We start from the raw sequence: 15921 nt of genomic DNA, 5'->3' as shown, positions 1-15921 counted from the left end.
ACGCGATCGGCCGAGGACGGTAGCCAATGTTTTTCGGCGTTGCGCAAAAGCAGCGGCCGATTTGGCTGCTTACCTTGGAGTCATTCGGACGGGCGGTCCGCACGCCGGACGGCTCGGGAAGTCGGACACGTCCGCTTACGTTCAGACAGACAGGAGGAGATGCAGATGGCAAGCAAGAAGGGCGGGGGCGCAGTGGAGTCGACGATATTCAGGCGTACGCTGGTTGCCGTTTCCGTCATGCAGATGTTTCTTGCCGCATCGGGCGCGTGCGCACAGACCGAACCCGCGCAGACCGGCACGCAGCCGCCCGCGTCGGCTGCCACGCAGAACGCGGCGCCCGCCGCGAGCCGCGATGCGCACGGCAGCGCCAGGGGCAGCGCCGGCAGCGCGGCAATCACGCTCAATTCCGTCGAGGTGACGGCCAACCGGCGCCGTGAGCCCGCGCGCGAAGTGCCGATGAAGATCGACACGCTGTCGAGCGACGCGCTGCAGAAGTCGGGCGCCACGAAGCTGAGCGACTACCTGTCGACGCAGCCGGGCGTCGGTTTCAACAGCGGGGGCGGCCCCGGCCAGGGAACGATCTCGATGCGCGGTGTGACGGCCGGCAAGGACGTCGGACCGACCGTGGGTGTATACGTCGACGATACGCCGCTCGGCTCGAATACCGTGTCGGGCGGCGGGGCCGCGCTGGCCCTCGACATGGGGCTGCTCGACCTGAACCACATCGAGATCCTGTTCGGGCCGCAAGGAACGCTGTACGGCGCGGGCGCGATGGGCGGCCTGTTGAAATACGTCACCAACCAGCCCGATACCGAGAACTTCTTCGGCACGGTCGGGACGACGTTCTCGTCGACCTGGCACGGCGGTCTCAACAACACGACCAACGTGGTACTGAACCTGCCGCTGAAACAGGACGTCGCCGCGCTGCGCATCGCCGCGTTCAACAATCACGACGGCGGTTACGTCGACGCGACGGGCGCGGCAGCCGGCACGCGCATCAACCGGAGCGACACCACCGGTATGCGTGCGTCGCTGCTCGTGACGCCGACGCGCAAGCTCACGTTCCGATTCACGGCCACGATCCAGAACATCAACAGCAGCGGGCAGAACTACGTCGACTACGGGATGGACGGCCGGCCCGCGTACGGCGCGTTGACCAAACTGCAGGATGCACCCGAGCCGTATCACCAGAGCAACCAGTTCTACACCGCGAATGCCGAATACGATTTCGGCTGGGCGCGCCTCAATGCAATTTCCGCGTACCAGTCGCTGCGTACGTCGACGACGCTCGACTTCACGCCGTTCTATGCGCCGATCCTCGCGGCGGGCGGACTCGACGTCAGCACCGTCACACCCAGTTCCACGGTCGACACCAACAAGGTGACGCAGGAACTGCGGCTGACCTCGCCCGGCAACCGGACGCTCGAGTGGGTCGCGGGGCTTTATTACGATCATGAGCACAGCACCACCGTGCAAGCCTATCGTGCGACCGCGGGCGGCCAACCGCTCGGCGATCTGGAGAAGCTCGGCTATTCCGGCAGCTACCAGGAATTCGCGGCCTACGGCGACGTCACCTACAACGCCACGTCGCGCATCGCGCTGACGGCCGGCATGCGCATTGCCCACAACAGTCAGGACTACCGGCAGGAGACGTCCGGCATGCTCGTGCCGACGCCGTTGTCCGCGCCGGGCGCGTCATCGGATACGAGCAAGACGTACATGTTCACGGCCAGCTACAAGCTCACGCCGACCAGCAACGTCTATGCGCGCGTCGCGAGCGGCTATCGCCCGGGTGGCCCCAACAGCATGGCGGTCAGTGCGGTGACGGGGCAACTGATCGCCGGCAATCCGACCTACAGGCCCGACACGCTGTGGAACTACGAAGTCGGTTACAAGGCGGACCTGCTCGACAACCGCGTGTCGGTCGCGCTGTCGGCCTATGACATCGAGTGGCACGACATCCAGCAGTACGGGGCGGTGGACGGCGTCGCGCAGCTCGTCAACGCGGGCAATGCGCGGATCAAGGGGCTGGAGGCATCGGGCGTGGTGCGGCCGACGTCGGCCCTGTCGTTCAACGCGTCGCTCGCCGCAATCGACGCGTACCTGACCAAGGGGTCGCCGAGCGTCGGCGCGCGCACGGGCGACCGTCTGCCGAACACCGCGAAGTTCGCGGCATCGCTGGGTGCGAGCTACCGCTTTCCGCTCGGCCCGTGGTCGGCTGTCGCCGGTGCGACCGAACGCTTCGTGGGCGAGCGCCATGCGAGCTTCGCGGGCGCCACGGGCTCGCCCGATTTCGTGCTGCCCGCCTATGCGGTCACGGATCTGCAACTGGGCGTCGACCTGCGCTACGCGAGCCTGTCGTTCTTCGTCAGGAACCTGTTCAATCGCGAGGGCCTGCTGTCCGCCAACACGAGTTATGTGCCGCTCGGCGGCAACGTGTGGGCGTCGATGATCCAGCCGCGCACGATCGGCGTGCAACTGAGCGCGCCGTTCTGACGCGCAGACGATTCGAGGAGGTTCCATGTTTGCGCAACCCGCCCCGGCCCGCCGGCCCGCCGGACAACCGCGCCCGTACGGGCAGGCGAGCGGCCATCCCGTGCGCCGCTACGGCGGCATCGCGGCTGTCCTGCTGCTGCACGCGGCGCTGATCTATGCGTTGCTGAACGGTCTCGCCAATCGCGTGACGGAGATCGTCCAGCACCCGGTCGACGTACGGATCATCGAGCCGGTCAAACCGCCTCCGCCGCCCCCGCCGCCGAAACCGGTCGTGAAGGCGCAGCCGTCAAAGGTGGTGCCCCCGCCGCGAATGTTCGTGCCGCCGCCCGAGGTGCCGGTCCACGCGCAAGCGCAGTCGACGCTGGCGCACACGGCGACCCCCGTGGTCTCCGCCCCCGCGCTGCCGGCTGCCCCCGCGGCACCCGTTGCGCCGAGCCACGAAGTGGGCGTCGTGTGCCCGAATTCGGAGCAGGTGCGCGCATCGCTGCGCTATCCGCGAGAAGCGCTGGAAAACAACATCACCGGCAACGTGCTGGTGGAGTTTGTCGTCGATGCGGACGGCCGCGTGTCCGGCGAGCGCGTCGCGCAGTCCGCCGACCCGATCCTCGATCGGGCGGCGCTGGCGGCGGTGAGGCGCTTCAGCTGTATCGCGCAAGGGCAGGCGATACGTGTGCAGGTGCCGTTCTCGTTCAACCTGAACTGACCGGTGCGTTTCGCGAAAACCGGCAGCCTGGGTGCCGGATGCATATTCAGATCGATCAATGGAGCAGACATGAAGAAGCAATTGATTGCCGCTTTCGCGGCCAGCCTGATGATTGCCGGTGGTATGGCAGGCGTGCTCGTCGCGCCGCATGATGCGCGGGCCGAGACGCGTGCCGCGGCGGCACCGGCCTCCGCCACCGTCGCCGCGCTGCCGGCCGTTCCGGCCGTCGCCGGTCCCGCGCCGCAGGCAGCGCCTGCCGTTCCGGCCGCTGCGGCCAATCCGTACGGACTCGACGCGTTGTGGCGCGGCGGCGACTTCGTCGCGCGTTTCGTACTGATCCTGCTGGTCGTGATGTCGATGGGCAGCTGGTACATCATGGTCACGAAGTTCTTCGAGCAGACCCGTGCAAACCGCCGCGCGAAACGGGCCGACGCGCAGCTGTGGGCTGCGCCGTCGCTCGCGGAAGGCGTGCAGTTGCTCGACCCGGCGTCGCCGTTTCGTTTCATTGCGGAGACGGCGATCGAGGCCGGCGAGCATCACGACGAGGTGTTGCTCGAAGCCGTCGACCGCAATACGTGGGTCGACACGTCGGTCGAGCGGGCGATGGCCAGCGTGTCGAACCGTTTGCAGGACGGCCTTGCGTTTCTCGGTACGGTGGGGTCGACCGCGCCGTTCGTCGGCCTGTTCGGCACGGTGTGGGGCATCTATCACGCGCTGACCGCGATCGGCGTCGCGGGCCAGGCGTCGATCGACAAGGTCGCGGGGCCGGTGGGCGAGGCGCTCATCATGACCGCGATCGGCCTGGCGGTGGCGGTGCCCGCCGTGCTCGGCTACAACTTCCTCGTGCGCCGCAACAAGGCGGTGATGGAACGCGTGCGTGCATTCGGCGCGCAGCTTCACGTCGTGGTGCTGGCGAGCGGGAAACGGCCCGTGCGCGACGACGCGCGCACGCCTGCGCTGATCGACTGAACGGAGCCGGTCATGGGCATGAGTATCCGTCAGGACGATGACGACGAGGTCATCGCACAGATCAACACAACGCCGCTCGTCGACGTGATGTTGGTACTGCTCATCATTTTTCTGATCACGATTCCGGTGGTGACGCACACGATTCCGGTGGAATTGCCGAAGGAAACCGTGCAGCCGTTGCAGAGCCGGCCGGAGAGTGTCGAAATCGCGGTCGATCGTCAGGGTGAATTCTTCTGGAACGCGGCGCCGGTCGACGCGCCGACGCTGCTCGCGCGCCTGAAGGGCGTCGCAGTGCAGTCGCCGCAACCGGACGTCCACGTGCGCGGCGACGAGAGCACGCGTTACGAGTTCGTCGGTCGCGTGATCGCGGCATGCGAACGGGCGGGCATCGAGAAGGTGTCGTTCATCACGGAGCCGCCCGCGCGCGGCAGCTAGGAGGCAGTCATGGGCATGAACGTATCGTCGGGCAGCGAACCGGACGTGATGGTGGACATCAACACGACGCCGCTGATCGACGTGATGCTGGTCCTGCTGATCATGTTGATCATCACCATTCCGATCCAGATGCATGCGGTCCGGATGAACCTGCCGGTGGGCGCCGCGCCGCCGGCCGCGGAACCGGAGGTCGTGCAGATCGACGTCGCGGCCGACGGCGCGACGGCATGGAACGGCACGCGCTTGCCCGATCGCGCGGCGCTCGAGGCGAAGCTGGCGCAGGTCGCGGCCGAACCGGTGCAGGCCGAACTCAGGCTCCGGCCGGATCGGCAGGCGCCGTATCGTGATGTCGCCGCGGTGCTGGCGTCGGCGCAACGGGTGGGCGCGACGAAGATCGGGCTGATGGGGAACGAGCAGTACGTGCAGTAGGTGAAGACGGCGGGCGGAGCGATGTACGTGACGATCGATGTCATCGCGTGAAGGCGGTGAGTGCTTCTGCGCAAGTCTGCTTCCGTGGCGAACGATCGTTACGTCCGCTGCGCGCGGTCTTGATGCGGATGGGCTGCCGCAAGGCGGGCGAACCGGGGGGCGGAGCAGATTGCTGCGGAGGAATCGGGTGCGGGCGACCCGTGGGCGTGGCGCTGGCAAGCAGCGCATTGCATTAACCTGGTGCCGACGGCGAGACTCGAACTCGCACAGCTTTCGCCACTACCCCCTCAAGATAGCGTGTCTACCAATTTCACCACGTCGGCACTGCAAGGGCCGCAATTCTAACGTCACATTGCGCATTTGTGAAGGGGGTGTGACAAGGTCGTGCAGGTACACGAAAGCGATCCCGGTAGAATTCGTCCGATCGGTCCAACGATCATCGCAACCGCCACCCGTTTTCTCACCGTGACCCACACCCTCGAACAACTGCAGGCCGGACAACTGTCGGGCACACGGCAACTCAAGCTCGCATGCGGGTTGACAGAATTTCCGCGCGAGATCTTCGATCTTGCCGACACGCTCGAAGTGCTCGACCTGACCGGCAATGCGCTGTCCGCGCTGCCGGACGACCTGCCGCGGCTGCATCGCCTGCGCATCCTGTTCGCGTCGGGCAATCGCTTCACCGCCTTTCCCGACGTACTCGGCGCGTGCGGGCAACTCGACATGATCGGCTTCAAGGCTAACCGGATCGGCGCGGTGCCGCGCGGCGCGCTGCCGCGTGCGCTGCGCTGGCTGATCCTGACCGACAACGACATCGGCGAACTGCCTGCCGACATCGGCGACTGTTCGCGGTTGCAGAAACTCATGCTCGCCGGCAACCGGCTGCGGGCGCTGCCGGCTGAAATGGCTGCCTGCCGCGCGCTGGAACTGGTGCGGCTGTCGGCGAACCGGCTGGATGCGTTGCCCGACTGGCTGCTGCACCTGCCGCGTCTCGCGTGGCTTGCCGTTGCCGGCAATCCGTTCGGCGCGGTGCCGGAGGCCGCGGCGTCGGCCGGGCCGGACGTCGTCGCGATCGACTGGGCGTCGCTTGCATGTGAACAGAAGCTGGGCGAGGGCGCATCGGGCGTCATTTATCGCGCGCAGTGGCGGGCGGACGGCCAGCCGCCGCGGACGGTCGCGGTCAAGCTCTTCAAGGGGGCGGTAACGAGCGACGGCCTGCCCGATTGCGAAATGGCCGCGTGCCTGCATGCCGGCCGTCATCCGAACGTGATCCCGGTGATCGGCAAGGTGTACGGACATCCCGACGGCGCGCACGGCCTCGTGATGGAGCGGGTCGATTCCGCGCTCACGAATCTCGCCGGGCCGCCGAGCTTCGCGTCCTGCACGCGCGACGTCTATGCGGCCGGCACGCAATTCGATCCGGCGGAAGCGGTGCGGATCGCGCACGGCATCGCGTCGGTCGCCGGCCATCTGCATGCGCGCGGCATCATGCATGGCGACCTGTATGCGCACAACATCCTGCACGACGGGGAGGGCGGTGCGTTGCTCGGCGATTTCGGCGCGGCGTCGCTTTACGACGTGAACGACCGTACACGCGGCGCCCGGTTCGAACGGCTCGAGGTGCGGGCATTCGGCCATCTGCTCGGCGAATTGCTCGCGCGATGCGAACCGCACGCCGGCGCGCTCGATGCGCTGGCGGCGGCGTGCCTGAACGAGGACGTCGATGCGCGTCCGTCGTTCGACGCAATCACGGCCGCGCTGGCCGCGCACCTGGGCTGACGGGATTGCGCCGGCTTAGGCCTGCCGCGCAGTCAGCAGCTTGATTCCGAGCCCGACGAACAGCAGCCCGCTGGCGCGCTTGAGCGCGCGCACCGCGCGGCTCATGCCGAAGCCGCGATGAAACCGGCGCACGCCGGCCGAATAGACGCTGTGAACGATCACGACCGTGCAGGCGATCGTCGCGTACATCACGACGAACTGCAGCGCGAGCGGGCGGTCGTGCACGACGAACTGCGGCATGAACGCCGACAGGAAGATCATCGTCTTCGGATTGCTGCCCGACACGAACAGCGCTTCGCGGAACAGCTTGCGGCGGTCGGGCACGGCGATCTCCGCGGCGCCGCCCGACGCGGCGGCCTTGCGGTCGCCGCGCAACTGCCGGACGCCCAGGAACATCAGGTAAGCGGCGCCGACCACCTTCATCGCGACGAACAACGGCGGCATCGCGGCCAGTACCGCGCCGACGCCGAGCGCGACGAGCACCACGACCACGCCCTGCGCGACGAGGTTGCCCGCGATCGTCGCGGCGGTGCCGCGCGTGCCGTAGCGCACCGTATTGCGGATCACGAGCAGCACGTTGGGCCCCGGCGACAGCGTCGTGGCGAGATAGGCCGCGGCGAACAGCATCCAGGTCTGAAGGGCCATGCGTTGCTCCGAGAGGCGGTTCCGGCGGTCGGGATGCATCGATGATGCCACGCCAATAATGGCACGCGCCGCCGCCGGAACCGTGCGGGCGCGTCAGCGCGCGTCGCGCATGCAGTACGCGGGAATCGACGGCGGCGTGTCGATGGCGGCAGGCCGCGTCATCCACGCGATCCACGCTGCCCATAACCCGCAGACGATCAGTACGGCAACATTCAGCGGCGTCCGGTAGCGGACGATCAGGTCGGCCAGCGGCAGGCGGTCTTTCATGTGCGTCTCCTTCGATCGGGGTACGGGGTGCGTTACTGGCCGGCGTAGGTCGGCGGCTTCGCGTCGCAGGTCACGGACACCGTCGAGCCGTCTGCGAAGTGCAGCCGGAACGGCACCTTCGCGCCGGGCGCGACGGCCTGGCGCGGTTCCTCCAGCATCACGTGATAGCTCTTCGGCTTGAACGTCACCGTGCCGTGCGCGGGGACGACGACCGAGTCGACGTGAACCATCTTCGCGGTGCTGCCGTTCGTCTGCGTTTCATGCACCATCGCCATCCCGTATGCGGGGGTGTCGATGCCCGTCAGCGTCGCGGGCGCGTCGCCGTCGTTCTTCAGCGTGAAGTAGCCGGACGACGGCACCGTCGCGGGCATCGCGCGGATCCAGCATGCATCGGCCTGCACGGCCGGCGCGGCGAACGTGGTGGAAGCGTGCAGCGCCAGCAGCGCGAAGAGCAGGCCGGTCGGAATCGAGCGTTTCATCGTGGGTTCTCCTTATCGGGTGGAGGCGGTGGGCAGTGCGGTGTTATTTCAGCGTGAATGCGTAGTGGCCTTGCGTGCGATGGCCGTCGCTGGCCACCGCGACCCACGCGACCGTGTACGTGCCGGCCGTCAGGCTGGCCAGCGCGACGTGCATCCGCTTCCGGTTGCCGGCGTCGACGGCCGATTTCCCGGCGGTGACCGATTGCCCGTGGCTGTCGGTGACGGCGATCGAGCTGAACGCCGGTTCGAGCGCTTCGCTGAAGCCGATCGTGACCGCGTGCGGCGCGGCCGACAGCGTGGCGTCGGCGGCCGGGTCCTGCGTCTTCGGAATGGCGTGCGCATGCGCGGCCTGGATGGCGGCGAAGCCGAGTGCGGCGAGTGCGCCGCGAACGAAATGGAGGGTTTTCATGGCTGGATGAACGAGTGGCGAATCGGATGTGAAAGACGGATTCGACGGACGGATGCGCGAGCGGCATCGATGCCGGCGGCGGTCGGCACGGACGTGCGCGGCCGGGCATTCGCATGCGGGCGAATGGCGGCGCGGCAATGGCGGTGCGAGCCGGAAGCGGCCAGCCGTGCGCACGGCACGAGGCCGCGCGCAGCATGGTGAGACATGAGCGTCCTTCGAAACGTGACACGTCGCGCACGCGGGCGGCGTGCGCGGACTGCGCGATGCGCTACGGCATCACGCGCAATGACGACGGATCAGGACGCGAACGGCGGGGCGCGCGGTTGCGCGGCCGTGAGCGGCAGCGCGCGGCGCAGGCTTTCGAAGCGGGTGGCCGCGCGGTGCTGGATCACGTGCACGTTGGCCGCGAACGTCAGTTCGGGGGCGGGCAGCGCGGGGGTATGGGCAAGCAGGCTGCAGTAGCCGCATGCCTGGAGATGGGCCTGCAGGCGCTTCGTCGACGCATCGGCGGCGCGGTCGCCGGTGGCGGGCGCGGCCGAACAGTAGCCGGCCAGCAGTGCATCGACGCGCCCTTGCGTGGTCAGGGCCTGCGAGATCGTCGGCGCGAGCGCCGTCATCAGGATGGCGAGCATCCCGATCAGACTGCCGATCTTCCGGAGGCGACGACTCAGCATGCGATGCGCGGCGGCGGGTGGGCGACGATGGAGCGGATTATGCCACGCACGTCGGTTCGCAGGTCGGTAGGCACGTGCGGCGTAGCGGCGCGCTACGCGTGCTTCGCCAGGTACTTCGTGATCAGCGTCATCTGCGCGGCCCAGCCGTGATCGTTCATCTCGCGGGCCTTCGCGCGGCGCGCTTCGATCAACTGATCGAAACCCGTTTCGGTGACCGTCAGCAGCGTGCCGCCGGCCTGGGCTGCGAGCGTGAACGTGACGAGCGTCATCGGCTCGGACGTGTAATCGAAATTCGGGTCGATCGCGAACGGATGCCAGCGAAACGAGAACAGTTGCTTCGGTTCGATGCGATCGACGACGATTTCGAACACAGTGCCGGCATAGGGCTCCTGCGCCTTGGCGACATCGTCGTCGACGCGTGTCGGCGTGATGCGGCCGAACAGCGGCTGGTCGGCCGCGAACGGCCCGTCGAACGTGACGCCGAACCAGTGGCCGAATTCGCCGGAATTGCTGACGGCTTCCCAGACGCGGTCGGGCGATGCCGCGAGCTGGGTCTGTTGTTCGATGCGATCGGTTGGCTGGGTCATCACGTTCTCCATGCGGGATCGAGCATTGCAGGACGACGCGCGACCGCGCGCCGCGTCTAGTCGAGCATGACCGCGTCGGGCACATCGAGCACGAGGTCCGACGTCGCGACGGCCACGCACGGCAGCGTATAGCCGTCTGACTTTTCCTCGCGGCTCAGCCCCGGCCATTCGATCGTGTAGCGTACGCTGCCGCTGACGATTCGGCAAAGGCAGCTTCGGCACGTGCCGTTGCGGCACGAGCGCGGCAGCGACACGCGTGCGAACGCGGCGGCTTCGAGCAGCGTCAGCGAATCGGGTGCGTCGAAGGTCACGCCGAGCGGCTCGATGCGCACGAGGGGCGAGTGGTCTGGATCGGTCATGACTGAAGCGGGCGGCGGTTCGGCGGCAACGCGCCAAGCATACCCGAACCGGCCGGCGGCCGCGGGCCGCCGGTCATCGGGTCAGTGCCGCCGCAGGTACCGGTACACGGTGTTGCGCGCGAGACCGAGTTCGCGCGCGGCCGCCGATACGTTGCCGCCGTGCCGCGCGAGCACGGCGTCGATCACCGCGGCCTGATGGCTGTGCAGCGTCGTGCCTTCGCGCATGCCGGCCGGTGCGGGCGGCGTGGCTGCCGCCGCTGCAGCCGGTGGGTCGTCGCAGTCGAGCCAGAAATCGTCGGGCAGATGCGCGAGCGTGATTTCGGCTTCGTCTTCGGCGAGCATGCCGGCGGTGCGCAGCACGTTGGTCATCTGCCGCAGGTTGCCGGGCCAGCGGTGGCGCGCGAACGCGTCGAGCACATCGGCCGCGAGACGGCGCGGCATCGGCTCGCTGCGCGCGAGCCGCGCGAGAATCCGGTCGACGAGCGCGTGCAGGTCGGTGCGCGCGGCGAGCGCCGGCAGCGTGACCGCGAGCCCGTTGATCCGGTAGAACAGGTCTTCGCGGAACGTGCCGTCCGCGATCATCGCGCGCAGGTCGCGATGGGTCGCGCAGACCACCCGCACGTCGACCGGCACCGCGCGTGCGCCGCCGAGCGGCATCACCGCGCGCTCCTGCAGCACGCGCATCAACCGGACCTGCTGCGCGAGCGGCATGTCGCCGATCTCGTCGAGAAACAGCGTGCCGCCGTCGGCCTGCGCGATCTTGCCGGGGCTGCCGCGCTTGCGCGCGCCCGTGAACGCGCCGTCCTCATAGCCGAACAACTCGGCCTCGATCAGCGAATCGGGCAGCGCCGCGCAGTTGACCGCGACGAACGGGCCGTCGGCGCGCGGCGACGCCTGGTGCAGCGCGCGGGCGAGCCATTCCTTGCCGGTGCCGGTCTGGCCGAGGATCAGCAGCGGCAGGTCGCGCCCGCGGATCTTCGCGACACGCTCGAGCACGGCGGCCATGCGTGCATCGCCGGTGTCGAGCGTCGCGAACGTGATCGCGTCGGGGTCCGGCGCGCGTACCCGCACGGCCGGCGCGGGTGGCGTGACGGCAATGGCCGTTTTCTGCGCTTCCGGGAATTCGCAGCGGGCGAGCACGCGTACGCCGGTCGACAGCGTGAGCCGGAACGTGGCGCCCGGCGCGCGGGCGGCCTGCTGCGTGAGCTGGCCGAAGCGCATGCCGAACAACGCATCGCTGGCCTGATGCTGCAGTGCGTCGAACGACGCGCCGAGCTGGAATTGCGCGCTGCGGTTCGCGGCGATCAGCCCGCCATCGGGGCCGAATGCGACGAGCCCGGCGAACAGCGAATCGACGCAATCCTCGTGCGCATGAAAACGCAGCCGCAGCGCTTCGCCACACTGGTTCGCGAACAGGTGGTTCTCGATCAGCTGCGCGGACATCCGCACGAGCGCGAGCGTATGCGGGCTGGAGCCGCGCGGGTCGCCGCTGACGTCGAGCGCGCCGAGCATGCGGCCGAACGGATCGGCGATCGGGGCGCACGAGCACGTGAGGATGTGGTTCGCGCGCAGGAAGTGTTCGGAACCGTGCACCACGACGGCCTGGCCCGACGCGAGCGCGGTGCCGATCGCATTGGTGCCGCGTGCGCCTTCGGCCCACGACACGCCGTTGCATAGCGCGACGCGGTTGGCTTTCTCGATGAAATCCGCGTCGCCGATGCTGTGCAGGATCACGCCGTCGGCGTCGGTCAGCAGCACGAGGCTTTGCGTATCGGCGATCTGCGCGTGGAGATCCTCCATCACCGGGCGCGCGTGCGAGAACAGCGCGTGATTCGTGTCGAGCAGTTCGCGCAGCGCGAGGTGCGACAGCGGCGAAAAATCGGGGCGTTCGTGCGCGCGCAGGCCGACCGCGGTCGAGCGCGCATGCGCCTGCGCGAGCAGGTCGGTGCGAACCGCTGCGGCGGGCAGCACGAAGGGTTGCGGCATGACTTGTCTCCTGTTCCCGGGGCCGCCTGGGCCGACCGAACCGGAATCGGCGGCGGAGTGCATCTCCGCTCGCGGTGCACCATCCGGCGCGACAGCCGACCGTCCGGGTACGCATCATCATACAAGCGCCACGTGCGATGTGCGACCGCGAACAAAATCCCCTTGCTTTTAAGCGCCCGCCTGCAATGATGGAAATGGAGCACGCACGCGCCGTGTTCCGCATTGCAACATGCATGCGACGCGACATGCATCCGTTCGGGAGACGCATCATGGTTCGGACGGAACTGAGAGTCGTGCTGGCGGCCATCGCCACGTTCATCATGCTGGGCGGCATTGCCGTGGCGATCCACGGATTGCTGTTCGATCTGACCGATGCGGTGAAGTACGGAGCGGCCGCGATTGCGGTGGGCGTCACGACCGCCGCGATCGCGCTCAACATCTGGCCTACCGATCCTCACTGACGCCCGTTGCCGAAACGGTGCCGGATGCCCCGCGCAGATCAGACGAAATGCGCGTCGGAACGACGCACACCGGAAAATTTGTCTCCTGCGCGAAACCGTCTAAAGTGGAAATCAACCGGCATGCATTGACCGCGCCAAACCCCGTGGTCAGGGCCTCCGCCGGCGAGCCCGCGTACATTTCGCCCGGCCGGTAGCGGACGACGGACGCGGTCATTCGTTTTCTACCGGTCGAGGCGGCTCTCATGCAGATCCATTTCACGAACGAGAAGCCTGAGTATTCGGGGCGTGACCTGATGCTTGCGTTCACGGCACTGGTCAATGGCGAGCGTGTTCAATGTCAGATTACCGCCGAGGCGCTGGAAGATCACTTCGGCGCGGCATCGCCGCGCTTCGAGGACATGGTCGGCGCATTCGACCAGCATCGCGACCGCATCGAAGCGGCTGCGCGGCGCCTGCTGTCGGAGACGCGTGCGCAGTGCGTGACGCTGCGCAGCGGCTACGTGCGCTTTTACGAGGCCAACTGGCGCTGACAACACGACGCTCGTCTTGCGGCGCGCGCGCCTGAGCGCGGCGCACGCGAAGACCGTGCCTTTCGCGCAATGCCGTTCGGCGGGCCGGGCGGCATTTTCGTATGCGGGCCGCGCCGGGTTGCCCGAGCGCCGGCCTGGCCGTGCGCGTCGATTCGTCAGGATCGCAGAAGAATCGCGCGAAAACAGAAACGCCACCCGAAGGTGGCGTTTTTTCATTTCATCGTGCAGTGCTGCGCTTACTCGCTGCCGAGATAGAAGAAGCGGAACAGGAACACGGCCGCGATGATCCACACGATCGGCTTGACCGTGCGCGCCTGGCCCGTCAGCAGCTTGAGGCCGCCGTACGCGATGAAGCCGAATGCGACGCCGTTCGCGATCGAGTACGTGAACGGCATCAGCAGCGCGGTCAGCGCGGCCGGCACGGCTTCCGTCGCATCGTCCCAGGGCACGTCGACCATCTCGCGCAGCATCAGGCACGACACGTACAGCAGCGCGGGCGCCGTTGCGTAGGCCGGCACGACGCCGGCGAGCGGCGCGATGAACAGGCACGCGAGGAACAGCACCGCGACGGTGATGGCCGTCACGCCGGTGCGGCCGCCGGCCTGCACGCCCGAGGCGCTTTCGATATACGCGGTGGTCGACGACGTGCCGAGCACCGAGCCCGCGACGATCGCCGTGCTGTCGGCGAGCAGCGCCTTGTTCAGGCGGTTCATCTTGCCTTCGACGAGCAGGCCCGCGCGGTTCGCGACGCCCATCAGCGTGCCCGTCGCGTCGAACAGCTCGACGAGGAAGAACACGAGGATCACGTTGATGATGCCGGTCGACAGCGCGGCGCGGATGTCGAGCTTGAACAGCGTCGCATCGATCGACGGCGGCGCGGAGAACACGCCGTGGAACTGGTTGTCGCCGAAGAAGAACGACAGGATCGTGACGCCGATGATGCCGATCAGGATCGCGCCGCGCACGCGCAGGTGGTCGAGCGTGACGATCGTGAAGAAGCCGACGATCGCGAGGATGGTGTCGTGCTTGTGCAGATCGCCGAGCGTCACGAGCGTGGCCGGGTTGCCGACGATCACGCCCGACGTCTTCAGCGAGATGATGCCGAGGAACAGGCCGATACCGGCCGTGATCGAGATCCGCAGCGATTTCGGAATGCCGTTGACGATCGCCTCGCGCACGCGGAACAGCGTGACCAGCAGGAACAGGCAGCCGGAGATGAACACCGCGCCGAGCGCGGCCTGCCACGTGAAGCCCATCCCCTTGACGACCGTGTACGCGAAATACGCGTTCAGGCCCATGCCGGGCGCGCATGCGATCGGGTAGTTCGCGTACAGCCCCATGATGATCGACGCCAGCGCCGCGACGAGGCAGGTCGCGACGAACACGGATTCCTTCGGCATGCCGGCGTCGCCGAGGATCGCGGGGTTGACGAAGATGATGTAGGCCATCGTCAGGAACGTGGTGACGCCCGCGAGTATTTCAGTGCGGAAGTCGGTGCCGGCTTCAGCGAAGCCGAAATACCGCTTGATGGATTCCATGAAGGCGTTTCTCCGGTCGGGTTGTCGTGTTGATTGTTGTGCCGAATTGTTGTAAAGGCAGCGCGCGGCCGGCTTACTGTAACCAGCCACTATTGCCCGGCTATCGGCGGATTGTAATAGCGCGGATAGCTCGGACGATATAGTTGGAGGGCACGATCGGTTGCCTGCGCGCGGACGGTCTGGCAGCCCGGCCGCGCGACGAAGGCGCGCATTTTACCGGTTCGCGCGGCACGGACCGGCAGAAATGGCTGAAACGGCGGAACGGGGAGGAACGGCGGGCGAAACCGGCCGATGCGCGCGCAACGGCATGCCGGCTGCGCCGCGCATGGCGGGTGCGCGATGACATGCGACTGAAACGGAGCGCCCGCATGCTGCACGAGCGCGGTGCAGGCGGCGCGTGCGGGCACGAACACGTGCGCGGCCGGTGCGGATGCGCGGCAGCGGCGTGCAGCGGCCATTCGTCAGTCCAGGCGGTGGCAGATATCGGGCTATCCTGCGCCGAAGCCATCCCGTCCGCAACTGTCATTTCGCGATGCGGGGGCGACTGTGGTTTCTGTGTAAAAGATTGCAAGACCCCATCGCATAAACCGGCAAGTCTTTCTAGGATAGATACACCGCGCATGCACACGCCGGCCGGTAATTGACGACGCGGGGGAGTCGCAGTCCGTGCAGGCCAGGCGGTGAATGGCGGTCAAGGCCGTTGCGTGTTCGGGCAGGCACGGCCGATTGCGATTGCCCGATGCGGGTTCGTCCGTAATCACGGAGGTCAGCATGTTGAACTGGATCAGCCGTTGGGCGATGCGACACGCCCCCACGCCGGAAAAAACCGCTGCGTCGATGCTCGTGACGGCGCGCATGGAACTGTTCGCAGCCGAACAGCGCGTCATCGATGCGAAATTACAGGCCGATTACTGGCGTACACGTGTGTCATTCCTCGAAGAGGTGCAGAAGCAGGGCATCGATCCGTGGGTGACCTCGCAGGCAGCGCAACGTCCCGACCTCGAGTCCACTCCCCGGAGCACGGGCCCGCGTCTCGCCGCCAGTACCTGATGCACGTGCTGCATCCGGTTGCTGCGCACGGCGCGCGATCGCTCGCGGCACGCACTGGCGTGCCGCGTCATTCGATGCGCACCTGCGGCGCGTTGCGCCGCAGGTGCGTCCGTTTCCGGTCGCGG

At 67.5% G+C, this 15921-nt stretch carries 19 protein-coding genes and 1 tRNA gene; 9 read left to right on the top strand and 11 right to left on the bottom strand.

The features are described 5' to 3' along the window. The first annotated feature begins 165 nt into the window (after positions 1–165). The 5 genes from BLA15945_RS12350 to BLA15945_RS12330 all read left to right on the top strand — a co-directional run bounded on the left by BLA15945_RS12350 (position 166) and on the right by BLA15945_RS12330 (position 5032). Positions 166–2496 (top strand): TonB-dependent receptor, encoded by a 2331-nt coding sequence (locus tag BLA15945_RS12350; protein WP_174992475.1) that lies wholly within the window; start codon positions 166–168, stop codon positions 2494–2496. Positions 2497–2521: 25 nt separating this feature from the next. Continuing rightward, a complete protein-coding gene (locus tag BLA15945_RS12345; RefSeq protein ID WP_059239428.1) occupies positions 2522–3199 on the top strand; it encodes an energy transducer TonB in 678 nt (225 codons plus the stop codon). Positions 3200–3268: 69 nt separating this feature from the next. Beyond that, positions 3269–4168 carry a MotA/TolQ/ExbB proton channel family protein gene (locus BLA15945_RS12340; RefSeq protein ID WP_174992474.1) on the top strand — a complete coding sequence of 300 codons (900 nt, stop codon included), beginning with the start codon at positions 3269–3271 and terminating at the stop codon, positions 4166–4168. A gap of 12 nt (positions 4169–4180) precedes the next feature. After that, positions 4181–4603 carry an ExbD/TolR family protein gene (locus BLA15945_RS12335; protein ID WP_059239434.1) on the top strand — a complete coding sequence of 141 codons (423 nt, stop codon included), beginning with the start codon at positions 4181–4183 and terminating at the stop codon, positions 4601–4603. A gap of 9 nt (positions 4604–4612) precedes the next feature. Continuing rightward, positions 4613–5032 (top strand): ExbD/TolR family protein, encoded by a 420-nt coding sequence (locus BLA15945_RS12330; protein ID WP_059239436.1) that lies wholly within the window; start codon positions 4613–4615, stop codon positions 5030–5032. 238 nt (positions 5033–5270) lie between these two features. Here the strand turns inward: BLA15945_RS12330 and BLA15945_RS12325 are convergent. Further along, positions 5271–5355 (bottom strand) — tRNA-Leu (locus BLA15945_RS12325). A gap of 142 nt (positions 5356–5497) precedes the next feature. Here BLA15945_RS12325 and BLA15945_RS12320 point away from each other — a divergent pair. Beyond that, the gene (locus tag BLA15945_RS12320; protein WP_174992473.1) at positions 5498–6811 is read left to right on the top strand and encodes a leucine-rich repeat-containing protein kinase family protein; all 1314 of its coding nucleotides are present in this window, start codon (positions 5498–5500) and stop codon (positions 6809–6811) included. Positions 6812–6826: 15 nt separating this feature from the next. Here the strand turns inward: BLA15945_RS12320 and BLA15945_RS12315 are convergent, their stop codons facing one another. The 8 genes from BLA15945_RS12315 to BLA15945_RS12280 all read right to left on the bottom strand — a co-directional run bounded on the left by BLA15945_RS12315 (position 6827) and on the right by BLA15945_RS12280 (position 12217). Further along, the gene (locus BLA15945_RS12315; protein ID WP_174992472.1) at positions 6827–7456 is read right to left on the bottom strand and encodes a LysE family translocator; all 630 of its coding nucleotides are present in this window, start codon (positions 7454–7456) and stop codon (positions 6827–6829) included. 93 nt (positions 7457–7549) lie between these two features. Next, on the bottom strand, positions 7550–7723 hold the full coding sequence (locus BLA15945_RS12310) for a hypothetical protein (protein ID WP_006486739.1): 174 nt from the start codon (positions 7721–7723) through the stop codon (positions 7550–7552). A 32-nt stretch (positions 7724–7755) separates the two neighbouring features. Beyond that, on the bottom strand, positions 7756–8202 hold the full coding sequence (locus tag BLA15945_RS12305) for a copper chaperone PCu(A)C (protein WP_059239439.1): 447 nt from the start codon (positions 8200–8202) through the stop codon (positions 7756–7758). A gap of 43 nt (positions 8203–8245) precedes the next feature. Next, a complete protein-coding gene (copC, locus tag BLA15945_RS12300) occupies positions 8246–8611 on the bottom strand; it encodes a copper homeostasis periplasmic binding protein CopC (protein ID WP_174992471.1) in 366 nt (121 codons plus the stop codon). Between the two features lie 296 nt (positions 8612–8907). Next, positions 8908–9285, bottom strand: a complete 378-nt coding sequence (locus BLA15945_RS12295; protein ID WP_059239444.1) for a DUF2946 domain-containing protein — start codon at positions 9283–9285, stop codon at positions 8908–8910. A 92-nt stretch (positions 9286–9377) separates the two neighbouring features. Further along, positions 9378–9872 (bottom strand): SRPBCC family protein, encoded by a 495-nt coding sequence (locus tag BLA15945_RS12290; RefSeq protein WP_174992470.1) that lies wholly within the window; start codon positions 9870–9872, stop codon positions 9378–9380. A gap of 56 nt (positions 9873–9928) precedes the next feature. Continuing rightward, the gene (locus BLA15945_RS12285) at positions 9929–10231 is read right to left on the bottom strand and encodes a 2Fe-2S iron-sulfur cluster-binding protein (protein WP_059239446.1); all 303 of its coding nucleotides are present in this window, start codon (positions 10229–10231) and stop codon (positions 9929–9931) included. Positions 10232–10312: 81 nt separating this feature from the next. Continuing rightward, positions 10313–12217, bottom strand: coding sequence for a sigma-54-dependent Fis family transcriptional regulator (locus BLA15945_RS12280; protein WP_174992469.1), 1905 nt, complete (start codon positions 12215–12217; stop codon positions 10313–10315). 185 nt (positions 12218–12402) lie between these two features. Here BLA15945_RS12280 and BLA15945_RS12275 point away from each other — a divergent pair, with 185 nt between their 5' ends. Continuing rightward, the gene (locus BLA15945_RS12275) at positions 12403–12678 is read left to right on the top strand and encodes a DUF2964 family protein (RefSeq protein ID WP_319002356.1); all 276 of its coding nucleotides are present in this window, start codon (positions 12403–12405) and stop codon (positions 12676–12678) included. Between the two features lie 242 nt (positions 12679–12920). After that, positions 12921–13208, top strand: coding sequence for a DUF1488 family protein (locus tag BLA15945_RS12270; protein ID WP_011354308.1), 288 nt, complete (start codon positions 12921–12923; stop codon positions 13206–13208). Positions 13209–13444: 236 nt separating this feature from the next. Here BLA15945_RS12270 and BLA15945_RS12265 read toward each other — a convergent pair whose 3' ends face one another. Together BLA15945_RS12265 and BLA15945_RS12260 are read right to left on the bottom strand one after the other, a co-directional pair. Continuing rightward, complete coding sequence (locus BLA15945_RS12265; RefSeq protein WP_059239450.1) at positions 13445–14746, bottom strand: NCS2 family permease; 1302 nt, start codon at positions 14744–14746, stop codon at positions 13445–13447. Between the two features lie 89 nt (positions 14747–14835). Next, positions 14836–15204: a hypothetical protein gene (locus tag BLA15945_RS12260; RefSeq protein WP_059239452.1), complete on the bottom strand. Its 369-nt coding sequence runs from the start codon at positions 15202–15204 to the stop codon at positions 14836–14838. A gap of 313 nt (positions 15205–15517) precedes the next feature. Here BLA15945_RS12260 and BLA15945_RS12255 point away from each other — a divergent pair, with 313 nt between their 5' ends. Beyond that, entirely contained in the window at positions 15518–15796 is a 279-nt protein-coding gene (locus BLA15945_RS12255; protein WP_011354312.1) for a hypothetical protein, read from the top strand. The last annotated feature ends 125 nt before the right edge of the window (positions 15797–15921 follow it).

The sequence above is a fragment of the Burkholderia arboris genome (assembly GCF_902499125.1).
GTDB lineage: Bacteria > Pseudomonadota > Gammaproteobacteria > Burkholderiales > Burkholderiaceae > Burkholderia > Burkholderia arboris.
Note: the sequence above shows the minus strand (reverse complement) of the source record. Positions and strands in the feature narration are given on the sequence as shown.

Excerpts from the sequence above, each read along its gene's own strand:
- BLA15945_RS12305 (WP_059239439.1), bottom strand. The coding sequence starts at position 8,202 with ATGAAACGCTCGATTCCGACCGGCCTGCTCTTCGCGCTGCTGGCGCTG.
- BLA15945_RS12330 (WP_059239436.1), top strand. The coding sequence starts at position 4,613 with ATGGGCATGAACGTATCGTCGGGCAGCGAACCGGACGTGATGGTGGAC.
- BLA15945_RS12285 (WP_059239446.1), bottom strand. The coding sequence starts at position 10,231 with ATGACCGATCCAGACCACTCGCCCCTCGTGCGCATCGAGCCGCTCGGC.
- BLA15945_RS12290 (WP_174992470.1), bottom strand. The coding sequence starts at position 9,872 with ATGACCCAGCCAACCGATCGCATCGAACAACAGACCCAGCTCGCGGCA.
- BLA15945_RS12335 (WP_059239434.1), top strand. The coding sequence starts at position 4,181 with ATGGGCATGAGTATCCGTCAGGACGATGACGACGAGGTCATCGCACAG.
- BLA15945_RS12275 (WP_319002356.1), top strand. The coding sequence starts at position 12,403 with ATGATGGAAATGGAGCACGCACGCGCCGTGTTCCGCATTGCAACATGC.
- BLA15945_RS12295 (WP_059239444.1), bottom strand. The coding sequence starts at position 9,285 with ATGCTGAGTCGTCGCCTCCGGAAGATCGGCAGTCTGATCGGGATGCTC.
- BLA15945_RS12270 (WP_011354308.1), top strand. The coding sequence starts at position 12,921 with ATGCAGATCCATTTCACGAACGAGAAGCCTGAGTATTCGGGGCGTGAC.
- BLA15945_RS12315 (WP_174992472.1), bottom strand. The coding sequence starts at position 7,456 with ATGGCCCTTCAGACCTGGATGCTGTTCGCCGCGGCCTATCTCGCCACG.
- BLA15945_RS12265 (WP_059239450.1), bottom strand. The coding sequence starts at position 14,746 with ATGGAATCCATCAAGCGGTATTTCGGCTTCGCTGAAGCCGGCACCGAC.
- BLA15945_RS12345 (WP_059239428.1), top strand. The coding sequence starts at position 2,522 with ATGTTTGCGCAACCCGCCCCGGCCCGCCGGCCCGCCGGACAACCGCGC.
- BLA15945_RS12350 (WP_174992475.1), top strand. The coding sequence starts at position 166 with ATGGCAAGCAAGAAGGGCGGGGGCGCAGTGGAGTCGACGATATTCAGG.
- BLA15945_RS12280 (WP_174992469.1), bottom strand. The coding sequence starts at position 12,217 with ATGCCGCAACCCTTCGTGCTGCCCGCCGCAGCGGTTCGCACCGACCTG.
- BLA15945_RS12340 (WP_174992474.1), top strand. The coding sequence starts at position 3,269 with ATGAAGAAGCAATTGATTGCCGCTTTCGCGGCCAGCCTGATGATTGCC.
- BLA15945_RS12310 (WP_006486739.1), bottom strand. The coding sequence starts at position 7,723 with ATGAAAGACCGCCTGCCGCTGGCCGACCTGATCGTCCGCTACCGGACG.
- BLA15945_RS12255 (WP_011354312.1), top strand. The coding sequence starts at position 15,518 with ATGTTGAACTGGATCAGCCGTTGGGCGATGCGACACGCCCCCACGCCG.
- copC (WP_174992471.1), bottom strand. The coding sequence starts at position 8,611 with ATGAAAACCCTCCATTTCGTTCGCGGCGCACTCGCCGCACTCGGCTTC.
- BLA15945_RS12260 (WP_059239452.1), bottom strand. The coding sequence starts at position 15,204 with ATGGCCGCTGCACGCCGCTGCCGCGCATCCGCACCGGCCGCGCACGTG.